The sequence below is a fragment of the Leuconostoc sp. BM2 genome, assembly GCF_002095565.1.
Lineage (GTDB): Bacteria > Bacillota > Bacilli > Lactobacillales > Lactobacillaceae > Leuconostoc > Leuconostoc falkenbergense.
Genome location: NZ_MOWQ01000011.1, coordinates 1 through 12,683 on the forward strand (window position 1 = coordinate 1; position 12,683 = coordinate 12,683).

General features: G+C 38.4%; 9 protein-coding genes and 1 pseudogene. 5 read left to right on the forward strand and 5 right to left on the reverse strand.

All coding sequences use genetic code 11. From position 1 onward, the window contains the following. Positions 1–540: 540 nt before the first annotated feature. Positions 541–4,992 (forward strand): annotated as a pseudogene (locus tag BMG01_RS04755) (glycoside hydrolase family 70 protein). A 412-nt stretch (positions 4,993–5,404) separates the two neighbouring features. Here the strand turns inward: BMG01_RS04755 and BMG01_RS04760 are convergent. Together BMG01_RS04760 and BMG01_RS04765 are read right to left on the reverse strand one after the other, a co-directional pair. Continuing rightward, complete coding sequence (locus tag BMG01_RS04760; RefSeq protein ID WP_004911193.1) at positions 5,405–5,611, reverse strand: hypothetical protein; 207 nt, start codon at positions 5,609–5,611, stop codon at positions 5,405–5,407. 35 nt (positions 5,612–5,646) lie between these two features. After that, positions 5,647–5,880, reverse strand: a complete 234-nt coding sequence (locus BMG01_RS04765; protein WP_036066482.1) for a hypothetical protein — start codon at positions 5,878–5,880, stop codon at positions 5,647–5,649. A 489-nt stretch (positions 5,881–6,369) separates the two neighbouring features. Here BMG01_RS04765 and BMG01_RS04770 point away from each other — a divergent pair, with 489 nt between their 5' ends. After that, positions 6,370–7,107 carry a helix-turn-helix domain-containing protein gene (locus tag BMG01_RS04770; protein WP_036066480.1) on the forward strand — a complete coding sequence of 246 codons (738 nt, stop codon included), beginning with the start codon at positions 6,370–6,372 and terminating at the stop codon, positions 7,105–7,107. Positions 7,108–7,140: 33 nt separating this feature from the next. Here the strand turns inward: BMG01_RS04770 and BMG01_RS04775 are convergent, their stop codons facing one another. Together BMG01_RS04775 and BMG01_RS04780 are read right to left on the reverse strand one after the other, a co-directional pair. Next, positions 7,141–8,031, reverse strand: coding sequence for a metal ABC transporter solute-binding protein (locus BMG01_RS04775; RefSeq protein ID WP_004911185.1), 891 nt, complete (start codon positions 8,029–8,031; stop codon positions 7,141–7,143). Beyond that, complete coding sequence (locus BMG01_RS04780) at positions 8,031–8,465, reverse strand: MarR family winged helix-turn-helix transcriptional regulator (protein ID WP_004911182.1); 435 nt, start codon at positions 8,463–8,465, stop codon at positions 8,031–8,033. The genes BMG01_RS04775 and BMG01_RS04780 overlap by 1 nt, the downstream gene beginning before the upstream one ends. A 95-nt stretch (positions 8,466–8,560) precedes the next feature. On the opposite strand from BMG01_RS04780, the gene BMG01_RS04785 reads away from it, so the two are divergent. Next, positions 8,561–9,490 carry a D-alanyl-D-alanine carboxypeptidase family protein gene (locus BMG01_RS04785; protein WP_036068402.1) on the forward strand — a complete coding sequence of 310 codons (930 nt, stop codon included), beginning with the start codon at positions 8,561–8,563 and terminating at the stop codon, positions 9,488–9,490. Between the two features lie 46 nt (positions 9,491–9,536). Here the strand turns inward: BMG01_RS04785 and zwf are convergent, their stop codons facing one another. Beyond that, positions 9,537–10,997: a glucose-6-phosphate dehydrogenase gene (gene zwf / locus BMG01_RS04790; RefSeq protein WP_004911177.1), complete on the reverse strand. Its 1,461-nt coding sequence runs from the start codon at positions 10,995–10,997 to the stop codon at positions 9,537–9,539. 186 nt (positions 10,998–11,183) lie between these two features. On the opposite strand from zwf, the gene BMG01_RS11310 reads away from it, so the two are divergent. Next, positions 11,184–11,330 carry a hypothetical protein gene (locus BMG01_RS11310; protein WP_004911174.1) on the forward strand — a complete coding sequence of 49 codons (147 nt, stop codon included), beginning with the start codon at positions 11,184–11,186 and terminating at the stop codon, positions 11,328–11,330. Between the two features lie 93 nt (positions 11,331–11,423). Further along, complete coding sequence (locus BMG01_RS04795; protein WP_004911172.1) at positions 11,424–12,638, forward strand: MFS transporter; 1,215 nt, start codon at positions 11,424–11,426, stop codon at positions 12,636–12,638. Positions 12,639–12,683 lie beyond the last annotated feature (45 nt).

Here is a 12,683-nt window from a genome sequence, read left to right on the forward strand (position 1 = left end):
GCCACCGCAACTTGACTAGTAGCTTTAGAGACATCAATACCAATAACATAGTGCATAATAGCACCTCCTTAAAAAATATTTGAAACAATCACTGAAACCTCACGACCATTTAATTTTCTATACTCGACGTCTAGTGCCTAACTTACTAAGATCAAATTGTGTGGTAAAGCCAGTGAAATGGCCATTTTTTTCTACGACATCTGGTGTCAAAAGGACCAACGACCTAAGTTTCACAACCAATTTTAGAATAAATCTAAAAAAGGTGAAGATCATCTCCGTCGAGAATAATCTTCACCTTTAATATTAGTAAGTTTTTTCATACTATATTGTGAACACTTCTGGCAACATTATCAGAATAAAATCTAAAAAGCTTCTAAATAAGGGTTTGTCAATGATTTCGGCCATGCTATATTTTCAAATGAGCAATTAATAGCACAGTATTTTTATGAATTTTTGACAAACGTTTAGCAAAAATTGTGATACAATTTACAAGTCGCGTTAAATTAAAACGTGGTTAAAAAATTATGGAGAACGAATGTTATGAGAGAGAAAGTCGTGGCGAGAAAGAAGCTTTATAAGGCGAAAAAGAGTTGGGTGGTAGCTGGTTTGACTACTGCCTTTTTGATGGTGAATCAAGCCAGTGTAAGCGCTGATCAAAATGTAAGTGATACATCGGTCACAACAACAACGCAGGATGTCACAACAGATCAGGACACTGGTATTGACGCATCTGTAACGACGACAGTTAGTCCAAATTTGGATGATACTCAAGTTGATAACGCCAATATTCAGGCATCAACAGATCAAAAAGATGATTCAAAAGGCACCACGCAAACAGTTGAAACGGACGTTACAACGAATAGTCAATCAACAGACACAACAGCAGTGACAGCTCAAACGAATCAAACAGAAACAATACAAAATAGTGATGCAACAACTGAAACAGGACTAGTGACAGTTAATAATCAAGTCAGATACGTTAATCCTGACGGCACAGTGTTGAAAGGCGCATACAAAACAATCAATGGTAACACTTATTATTTTGATGATAATAGTGGTGACGCACTGATAGGCATACATAAAATTGGAGAATCAATTAAGGGATTTGGTCTTACTGGTGTCCAAGTCAAAGGAGATTACTTAACGGCAGTCAACGGTGACAAATATTACTTTGATTCTGACGGTAATACGGTGTCTGGTGTGCAGCAAATTAATGGCAAAACCTATTATTTTGACAGTACTGGTAAATTAATGAAGGGCTATACAGCAGTCTTGAATGGTGTTGTAACTTTCTTCAACAGCACAACGGGTGAAGCAGATAATACTGACGCCTCAACCATTAAAACTGGTGTTACAATTGACAACTCAGATTACACAACGCATAATGCCGCCTATGATAATACAGCCGCCAGTTTTGATAATATCAATGGTTATTTGACGGCAGAAAGCTGGTATAGACCTAAAGAAATACTGGAAAATGGTGAGTCATGGCGGCCGTCTACTACTGAAGATAAACGTCCCATTTTAATTACTTGGCAACCTGATATTGTGACCGAGGTCAATTATCTCAACATGATGGCTGCAAATGGTTTGCTCTCGATTAACGCACCATTTACAACTGCTAGTGACCTTGCCATTATGAATGATGCTGTCAGAGCTGTTCAAAAGAATATTGAAATACGGATTAGCCAAGAAAAATCAACTGATTGGTTAAAAACACTGATGACTCAGTTTATTAATACACAACCGCAGTGGAATGAGGTGAGTGAATCACCAAGCAATGATCACTTGCAAGGCGGTGCATTAACCTATGTCAATAGTCCATTGACGCCAGATGCCAATTCTAATTTTCGTTTGCTTAATCGGACCCCGACTAATCAATCTGGCACAACGCGTTATGATACTGACAAATCTGAAGGTGGTTTTGAATTATTATTAGCCAATGATGTTGATAATTCAAACCCAGTAGTTCAAGCTGAGCAACTTAACTGGTTGTACTATTTAATGAATTTTGGCTCAATTACAGCTAATGATCCAACGGCTAATTTTGATGGTATTAGAGTTGATGCTGTTGATAACGTAGACGCTGACTTGTTGCAAATCGCATCGGATTACTTTAAATTAGCGTATGGCACTAGTTTATCTGATACAAATGCTAACCAACATTTATCAATTTTGTAAGATTGGTCTGCTAATGATGCGGAATACATGTCAAAAACGGGTAGTAATCAATTGACAATGGACACGTATACGCAGCAACAATTACTCTTTTCATTGACAAAAACAGTTGGTAATCGTGCTGACATGCGACGTTTCCTAGAATACTTTATGATTAATCGTGCTAACGATGCCACTGAAAATGTGGCAACACCAAATTACTCATTTGTTCGTGCGCATGATAGTGAAGTTCAAACGGTCATTGCTACGATAATTAAAGATTTACATCCTGATGTTGTGAATAGTCTTGCGCCAAATCAAGCACAATTAGAAGAGGCATTTGCCGTGTATAACGCTGATATGAATCGGGTGGATAAACAATATACCCAATATAATATGCCAAGTGCTTATGCCATGCTTTTGACCAATAAAGATACGATTCCACGTGTGTATTACGGTGATTTATACACAGATGATGGTGAGTATATGGGTACGCAAACACCCTATTATGATGCTATCGTTAATCTATTGCAGTCTCGCGTTAAATATGTTGCAGGTGGACAGTCAATGGCGGTTGATCAACATGATATTTTAACAAGTGTGCGTTATGGCAAAAATTTGGCTGACGCTAATGCGACATCAGATGATTTAACCAGTATTAACTCAGGCATAGGTGTCATTGTTTCTAATAATCCCAATCTTTCGTTGGCGTCTGGTGAAACCGTCGTGCTCCATATGGGCATTGCACACGCAAATCAAGTGTATCGTCAGATACTTGAGACAACCGACAACGGTATTGCAAATAATACCGATATTTTTAAAACAACAGATAGCAATGGTGACTTGATTTTCACAGCTTCTGAAATTCATGGGTATAGTAATGTTCAAGTATCAGGCTTTTTATCAGTTTGGGCACCCAAAGATGCTGCGGATGATCAAGATGTCCGTACTACTGCTAGTGAATCGACTTCTAATGATGGTAATACGCTTCATTCAAATGCTGCCTTAGATTCCAACCTGATTTATGAAGGCTTTTCAAACTTTCAATCTACACCTCAGTCAGAAAGTGAATTTGCAAATGTCAAAATAGCTGCTAATGTTAATCTGTTTAAATCTTGGGGTGTCACCAGTTTCCAAATGGCACCTCAATATCGCTCGAGCACCGATACAAGCTTTTTGGATTCAATTATTCAAAATGGTTATGCCTTCACTGACCGTTACGATTTGGGATTTGAAACGCCAACGAAGTATGGGACGGACCAGCAATTGCGTGATGCAATTAAAGCATTGCATGCTAATGGTATACAAGCAATGGCTGACTTTGTGCCAGACCAGATTTATAATTTGCCTCAAACAGAACTGGTTTCTGTATCACGCACCGATAGTCTTGGTAATCAGTCAGCCAATTCAAATGCAGCCAATGTATTGTATGTATCTCATACAGTTGGTGGTGGTGAATATCAAAGCAAGTATGGGGGCGAATTTTTAGCGCTTATTAAGTCTAAATATCCAAGCTTGTTTAAAACAATTCAGGTTTCGACAGGACTACCAATTGATGATTCAACTAAGATTAAAGAGTGGTCAGCAAAATACTTTAATGGTTCAAATATTCAAGGACGTGGTTTTGGATATGTGCTATCTGATGGTGGCACACAGAACTACTTTAAAGTGATTTCGAACAGTACAGATGATGATTTTTTGCCTAATCAACTGACTGGGCAACCCACAACGACGGGATTTGAACAAACGAGTAAGGGCGTTGTATATTACTCTAAGAGCGGTATTCAGGATAAAAATCAATTTGTCAAAGATGATGTTTCTGGCAATTACTACTATTTCAATAAGAATGGTCTGATGACAATTGGCAGTAAGACAATCAATGGTAAAAACTATATGTTCTTGCCAAATGGCGTAGAGTTACGAGGATCCTTTTTACAAACAGCGGATGGGACCGTCAATTACTATGCGACTACTGGGGAACAGGTTAAGGACGCCTATGTGACTGACACAGAAGGTAATAGTTATTACTTTGATGGTGATGGAGAAATGGTAACTGGTGCTTATACAGTCGATGGACATGCGCAATATTTTGATGTGAATGGTGTTCAAACAAAAGGTGCCATCATTACACTTGACGGCGTGCAACGCTATTATCAAGCTGGGAACGGTAATTTGGCAACGAACCAATATGTCAGCTACAACAACGGCTGGTACTATGCCAACGCCAAGGGCGAGTTAGTGACCGGCGCTCAGAGTATTAATGGTAACGTTCAATATTTTGCCAGCAATGGGCAACAAATTAAAGGTCAAATTGTCGTGACTGGTAATCAGAAAAGTTATTACGATGCCAACACTGGAAATCTTATCAAAAATGATTTTTTGACACCGGATCAAGGTAAAACTTGGTATTATGCCGATCAAGACGGTAATCTCGTGACAGGTGTACAGAATATTAATGGACACAATCAATATTTTGATGATAATGGGATACAAATCAAAGACCAAATCATATCAAATGATGGGCAACAATATTATTATCAAGGTGGTAATGGTGATTTAGTCACAAATCGATATATCAGTTACAATGATAGTTGGTATTACGCCGACGCAACAGGTGTTCTTGTAACAGGTCAACAAATTATCAACGGCGAAACGCAATACTTTAGGACAGATGGTCGTCAAGTAAAGGGCCAAATTATTGCTGATGGTGATAAACAGCATTATTACGACGCAGATTCAGGCAATTTGGTGAAAAATAATTTTGTCACAGTTGATCAAGGTAAAACTTGGTATTATGCTGATCAAGATGGGAACCTCTCTTTGGTTGCCCAATAAGGTGACTGAACTAAAATTTAACGGGTTACAGTAGGAAGATACTGTAACCTTTTTAAAATAAATATATGTAAGCGCTTGCAAAAGCAAAAAAGACATGCTATAATTTAGGTAGAGATTAGGAGGAGATCCTAATAACATTCAAATTTGTTGACGCCGTCAGTGACGATGGCAGGAATGGGTTTCTTTCAATCTAAGAACGACTTGCTCAGTGAAAACTGCTGGGTACGGCTATGAGAATAGCTGTACATTGTAGCTAGTTTGATAATTAATGATATTTGCTTAGGTTTTATACTTGAGAAGTATTATTTCTGGGTGGGTTGTTTTTTGTTTGCTTGGGTCACCACATGACAATAAAAAAGGGTCAAAACTAATTTAATGGTTTTGACCTTTTTTGTTGAAGTTAAGTTGTTTTTTAGCCCAAAAAAATTAGAATTTCTATAATACCAAACATAGCCAACAATGCTGTGAAAAAGAAACCGTACAAGTAACCAAATACTCTAAAAGGACTATCTGTTTTTGTTGCGTTTGTGCGATAGGTTCTAAATGCTTTGTGTGAAGCAAAACCTTGCCAAACGGCAGCCAAAATTAGTAGTAAACCGATAATCAATTGCCACATCATAACACCTCCTCTCTGATTAAAATGAAAATATCTTTTTAGATTGCCAGTCGATCTGCATCTAAAAATTCATATTTTGTGTTGGTGACAAACTGATTGACGCCTTGTTGATTGTCTGAAATCATTGCAATCATTCGGTAGTTAATCAATTTTGCAAACGTGCCATTATTAGGATATAACTGGCTGCCCAACTGTATCGCCGACAACAAAATGAAATGGGCATTGGGATAGTTAAGCTGATTTGGTAAAGGCCAGTGAATTGATGCTGACATGATCTGTTATAAGTTAGTCGTGAATTTAATTATTTCAGACTACCCAATAGGAAAACAAACGGTATTATTGCTGTCACTATAAAGAAAATGATGCTAACATAGTTAATTTTTTTAGTTTTCATAATTATCCTGCCAGATTTTTTGTTATGTGATCATTTTTCGCGAATTCCAAAGTTTAGGAAGCGCTTACAAATTAATTTTATACCTAAAAATATCACAATTCAACTATATATGTCTCAATGTGATAAATAAAGATTTAAAATAACATTTTTGATAAATATGTTACTGTTACGACAAAGCCAGATTTTGTGAATTGGGGGCGCCAAGTAAGCCATGGTATGAGTTTTGTCCGATAAATAGGTACTTTTTCTGCAAGAATTTGTATTAATAAAATGATATCATTGAAAGAATAAAATCGATGCCATCTATGTCGAAGAGCAGATTGTCAGTATATGGTATGAGGGTAGTTACATTATTGGGAGAAAAACGTTGATTATTGGAGAACGCATCAAGTTATTGAGAAGAGCAAAAAAATTGACTCAAACTGAACTAGCAAAGGCAATATTTGTTTCTTATCAACTGGTGTCAAAGTGGGAAAGAAATTTAAGTGAACCGACGGCGGAAATGATGTTTACGATTATTGATAAATATCAACTGCCGTTCGATTTTTTTTTGGACCCAGTCATACAGCAATCGCAATATACAGCCAAAGAGGTCATTTTGAATGCCTTTTTAGAAAGTATGATTGCTTCGTATGATAAGCGGCCAACAATCAAAAAGGTAGCACAAGTTGCGTCGCTTGAACCTGAACATGTCGCACTATACTTTGCTAATTCGGATGAATTAATCTATGAATTTTTCAATGAAGTTGATCGCAATATCAAAATTGAAATTGAAGCACAAATCGTTTCGCACCATGATTTGATGACTATTTTTATCAATAATATGGCACCTTTGCTCAATGACAAACGAGTCCAGCTGCATGTTTTATATACCCGGCCTTATATTAAAGGGATTTGGTTGGCATTCATTAAATCAAAGTATAAGCGCATTTTGTTGGCACATCATCAAGTTGACGAGCAGGAAGGGTTGGCATTAGAGTATTTGATTGAAGTTTTGACAGCCTTTATATCTGTTTGGCTCAGTCAACCCAATCCAGAGCTATTGGCAGCATTTCAGAATCGTATGAGATGCTTGACGGGAAAACCAATTAATCAATGGCTATAAAAAAAGCAATTGCTTATTAGCATTGCTGGTTTTTTACTGCGTAATTTTGGCAATTTGTTGGAGTTCAGATAATTTCCATGACACATAGTTTTCGCCATTAGGGATTGTTTCAGTGACGTTTACGACGGGTATGTGGTGTGTTTTAGCGAGGTTAATGATGTTACTGACAGTTGTGCTTGATGTTTGCTTGTTGTTGACAATAAAAGTGATTTTGTGGTTCTCGATAGCTGACTTGAGCGTCGCCAATGTTGTGGGTGAAGGATCATTACCCGCCTCAATTGCCTCAGAAAAATCTGAATCCATGACGTGATAGCCCATTGCTTTTAGCATATATTCAAACACGGGTTCGGTTTGCGCAACGGCATGTCCGTTAGATTTTTTTGAAATTTGGGTGATTAGTGATTGAATAGGCTTTAAGCTTGCAATATATTTGTTGGCATTCTTTTGAAAATCGGCTTTATGTGTGGGATCTTGCTGGCCGAGTTGTTTAGCGAGGTAGTGTGCTGTTTTAATCATGGTTTCGGGGTTATTCCAAAGGTGAGGATTATTGCCAGTTTTTTGCTTTAAAACAGTTTCACCAACACGAATGAGCTTTGCTTGGTCAGAAGCCTTAGCTAATTTATTAAGCCACGTGTCATAACCAAGTCCGTTTGCCAAAACGATATCAGCTTGACTAACTTCTTTGGCAACTGCTGTTGTGGGCTCATAATCCTCGGGCGAAATATTTTGATTTTTGATGATAGCGGTCGCTTTACCATGTGATCCGACAACTGTTTGTGCCAATTCGGCATAGAAATCAGTGGATGCGACAATTGTAATTTGGCGATGCTGGTTATTTTTTGAAGAAGTGTGTTGTCCTTTAATGAGAGCAAACCCCATTACAATAATCATGATAATAGCTAATAAGGTGATAACTTTTTTCATTAGTTGTCTCCAATCTGGTTGAGCTGTTCTAAAAATTTGGTAATTGTTTTTTGTTGTTTAGGGGTAAAATTGGTCATAATTGTATTGAGATGATTTAGCATGGATTGATGGGCAGCTTCATGGCGTACTGCCAACTGATCACCCGCTGGTGTTAATGAATAAAAAGTGCTGCGTTTATCTGTGTCGTCGATGGTTGCGATGACATAGTTGTGAGTGATGAGATTTTTGATGGCTTTTGTGATAGCTGGACGTGACAGGCCAACGGATGTGGCGAGTTGCGTGTTAGTCAGCGATTGTGTGCGTAATAGCATGAGTAAATGAGCTTGTGTCGCGTTGATATTTTGCCCCGCTGTACTTGTGATGACTTCTGAATGACTAGCATACTCTTGCACGAAATGATTCAGTGCGGCCATGATTTCATTTGTTTCAGACATATATTCTCCAATACTTAACCGGTTAATTAACTAGTTAAGTATATCTTGTCAGACTGAATATTGTCAATCATCAGTTTTTGAGTACAATTAGACTTATGAAAAAAATCGGCTTAACAATCGAAGTTATGGCGGGCGTAATGAGTGTTTTGTGGTTTGCTAGTTCATTTAATCAGGCACATCATGATGGGGCAAAAAGAATAGCAAAAACTAAAAAAATTAAACAACTAACAGTCAAAAAACTAACGACAACAGCTTCAGCAGCAGTTGTCATGAATCGTGAAACTGGGAAAATATTAGGGACAAAAAATGGAACGCAACCATTAGCGATTGCCTCGATTAGTAAGTTAATGACTGGGTATTTAACGTTGGAGAAATTAGCAATGACAGACATGATTGAACCATCTGCTAATACAGTTAAAATTGGTGAAAAATCTGAGTTAGCAGCTGTTCCGCTAAACGCTGCAACCACCTATCGGACTGATGATTTGCTCAACGCGGCGTTACAATTATCTGCTAATGATGCCGCGATTGCCTTAGGGGATGAAATAAGTGGGTCGCAATTACGCTTTACAAAGTTAATGGCAGCAACCGCCAAGCAGTGGAACATCAAAACAGCAAAATGGTACAATGCAGCGGGCATACGTAATGATGAAATGGAAGATGACAAAGTCAACGCACCCAACAGTGCTGAAAACATGATGTCAGCAATTGATGTTGCCAAAATGAGTGAGCAAATTTTGAAGCATCAGCCAAAAATAATAGCAATATTGAGTCAAACAACTAACACTTTCAATGGCACAACCCAAGCGTCAAATTTTTCATTAATGAATAACTATTTTAGTCAGACAAAATATCAGGTCACTGGTGGTAAACTAGGTGTTTCTGTCAAATCTGGTGTGTCATTTGTTGGATTCTTTACGTACAAAAAACATCATTATGTGACTGTTGTGCTGCATGCGGATCAGTACAAAAACTTATCGGCTGTTTTTCGTGAAACAAAACGGATTCTTGATGAAACTGTGTAAATTGGGCAATAAAAAAACGATCACAATCGATCGTTTTTTGCTTTAATTAACCTTTAAATACCCAAGCATCACCATTGGCAGCCAATAATTTGTCGGATGCTTCAGGACCCATTGAGCCTGACTTGTAAGTTTCAAGTGGTGCTTTATCTGCGGTATAAACGGCTGAAATAGCATCAACAAACTTCCAAGCGATTGAAACGCCATTCCAGTCAGCAAAGTTAGAACCATCACCATTCATAGTGTCGTGAATCATACGTTCGTATGGTTCTGGTGTATTCTTCTTATCTTCATCAGATACAGTCCAACCTAAGTCAATTGTACGTGTGTTGAAGGCGTCTTCAACTGACTTGGCATTCAACTTCAATTCGATAGCACCCTTTGGATCAATGATAATTGACAAGACAGCTTCTTGTGCTTCTTGTTCTGAACCAAAGTTAAACGTGCCAGCCTTAAAGACGATGTCGACACGTGTCTGTTTAGCAGCTAAGCGCTTACCTGAACGGACATAGAATGGGACACCCTCCCAACGTGGCAAATCAAATTGCAATTCGCCTGCGATGAATGTGTTGTTTTTAGAATCAGCAGGTACGTCTAATTCTTCAAGGTATGGCTTGAAATCAGCTGAATCACCGGCACCATATTGTGCACGAACAAAGTATTTGTTAACTTCTGCTTCATCATAGATTTTCAAAGCATTAAAGGCTGCATTTTTAGCGGCACGAATGTCTTTGTCAGTGAATGATTCTGGCTTTTCCATTGCTAACCAACCAACAATTTGCATGGTGTGGTTTTGAATCATGTCAAGCAATGCACCGGCTGTATCATAGTAGCCGGCACGTTCTTCGACACCCAAGACTTCTGACAATGTTACTTGAACGTTCTTGATATAATCTTTGTTCCAAGCAGCATCGAAAATTGGGTTACCAAAGCGAAGGGCAGCAATGTTTTGAACCATTTCCTTACCAAGGTAGTGGTCAATACGGAATAGTTGGTTATCATCAAATGCGTTTTCCAAGTCATTTTGGAGTTCGGCAGCTGTGTCATATGATGTACCGAAAGGCTTTTCAATCATCAAACGGTTGTAACCAGTGTCAGCCAATAGGCCTTCTGACTTAAGATATTTGGCAATTGTACCAAAGAAACGTGGCGCAACTGACATATAGAAAATTCGGTTGCCATCGATATCAAACTTGTCGGCAGCTTCTTCAATCGCATCTTTCAAAACAGCGTATGAAGCTGCATCTGTTACGTCGTGTGCACGGTATGAGAAATGTTCGATGAACGCCTCAGCTTGTGCTTGATCGTCAGTGAAATCTTTAATTGAATCACGAACCAATTGTTTGAATTCGTCATCATTGAGGGCTTGACGGGCCGTTCCAACAATGGCAAAGTGCTTTTGCAAGTAGCCTTTTTTATAAAGATTGAAAACTGATGGGTAAAGCTTACGCTTGGCCAAGTCACCAGTGCCACCAAAGAAAGTTACTAACGTCTTGATTTCTGAAACCATGATGTACCCCTTATTTTTAGTTAAATTCACTTTTTATTATAGCGCAAAATAGCGCAAAAAGTAACCGTTTTCAGCGTTTTTTAAACGTTTATCATCTAAAATTGGATATCTGTCGTGAAATTTTGCACTTGACCTTATCATCTGTTCGTTACACAATAATAAAAAAGCAAATGAGGAGTACAACCAATGAAATGGTTTTGGATAGGATTAGCTGCCTTTTTGATTGTGACATTTACTGTGGGTATTGGTTGGGCATTTGCCGGTTTAATTGTCGCTGGCATGATTTATGTGGTCATTAAACTGATGGCTAACGGGCGCGACTCACGTCGCTAAAAAATTGCGTAACCAGTAGGGCCTGCGTGTGCTGATAGCCACTTTTCATGATACAATTGGTTATTGTAAAAGCATTCAATATTCGGAGAATTTATGCAAATTGACTTAACTGATAGACCGCGGCCACTTAATGAGAAGTGGCTGCTTTTTGGAACATTACTATCAAATACTGGTAACTCAATGATTTGGCCAGTGACAACGCTGTATATGACCGGTGTATTGCATCAGACATTTACAACCGCAGGCATTGTTTTGATGATTGGTTCAATTATCAGTATGATTGGCTCGTTTGTCGGTGGTAAATTATTTGATCACTGGCGACCTTATGAAGCCTTGCTGATAACTAGCTTCATCATTTTAATTGCGGTATCTAGTTTGATTGTGTGGAATGATTGGCCAGCGTTTGCCGGCTTAATTTGGTTGGCTAATTTTGGCATGGGTGTTGAGCAAACGCTAGTCAATTCCTTTGCTACCACTGTTCCGGGTGAAAAAACACGGATTGTTTTCAATAATATGTATATCGTGCTAAATATTGGTGTTGTTTTGGGAACATTGGCTGTGGGCTATTTGTTTGATTACGGCTTTAGTCTGTTGATGATTATTTCATCTGTGTTATATTTTTTCCTAATGCTGATTATTGCGACTAAGTTCAATGTACCGATTGCTCATGTGCGTGGGGAAACAGTGATTGTGGATTCGGCAAATGCTACCGTGGAGACGAACCAAGTACGCCCGACTTTTCGTTTGACGCCCTTATTAGTGGGGATTGGCGCCTTATTATTTATTACTTATCTTTCCTATATGTTGTGGGAAACGGTGATGGCACCACACATGAAAGCATTGGGTATGCCAACACGGAATTATGCAGACTTATGGATGATTAACGGCATTACGATTATTTTGTTACAAAAAGTGGTGTCCGGTTGGGCCAACAAGCGCCCTTACCAAGTTTCGGTAATTCTTGGTAGTCTGATTTTTGCTTCCAGCTTTTTCTTTTTGGTGTTTGTCAAAGCGTTTTGGCAAATTGTGCTAGTGTTTGAACTGCTGACGATTGGTGAAATGTTACAAAGTCCGCAAGTTCCGGCATGGGTTGCTAAAATTACACCAAAAGAAGTGGCTGGTCAGGCACAAGGTTTTGTCTCAATGATGATTAGCTCAGGTCGTGTGATTGGTCCTATTTATTCGGGTATTATGATGGATCGTGGCCTGATGAATATGATGTTCTTGTCTGTGTTTGTGATGATGTTGCTCATTACAGCAAGTCTAGCTTGGACTATTTTTAAAAACAAACATGTTAAAACATCTTAAAAAGCAGATTGTAGCAATACAATCTGCTTTTTTGGTAAGCGTACG

Bases quoted from the DNA above. Each gene is read 5' to 3' on its own strand.
- BMG01_RS11310 (WP_004911174.1), top strand. From the start codon at position 11,184: ATGAAATGGTTTTGGATAGGATTAGCTGCCTTTTTGATTGTGACATTT.
- BMG01_RS04780 (WP_004911182.1), bottom strand. From the start codon at position 8,465: ATGTCTGAAACAAATGAAATCATGGCCGCACTGAATCATTTCGTGCAA.
- BMG01_RS04765 (WP_036066482.1), bottom strand. From the start codon at position 5,880: ATGTCAGCATCAATTCACTGGCCTTTACCAAATCAGCTTAACTATCCC.
- BMG01_RS04775 (WP_004911185.1), bottom strand. From the start codon at position 8,031: ATGAAAAAAGTTATCACCTTATTAGCTATTATCATGATTATTGTAATG.
- BMG01_RS04760 (WP_004911193.1), bottom strand. From the start codon at position 5,611: ATGATGTGGCAATTGATTATCGGTTTACTACTAATTTTGGCTGCCGTT.
- zwf (WP_004911177.1), bottom strand. From the start codon at position 10,997: ATGGTTTCAGAAATCAAGACGTTAGTAACTTTCTTTGGTGGCACTGGT.
- BMG01_RS04795 (WP_004911172.1), top strand. From the start codon at position 11,424: ATGCAAATTGACTTAACTGATAGACCGCGGCCACTTAATGAGAAGTGG.
- BMG01_RS04785 (WP_036068402.1), top strand. From the start codon at position 8,561: ATGAAAAAAATCGGCTTAACAATCGAAGTTATGGCGGGCGTAATGAGT.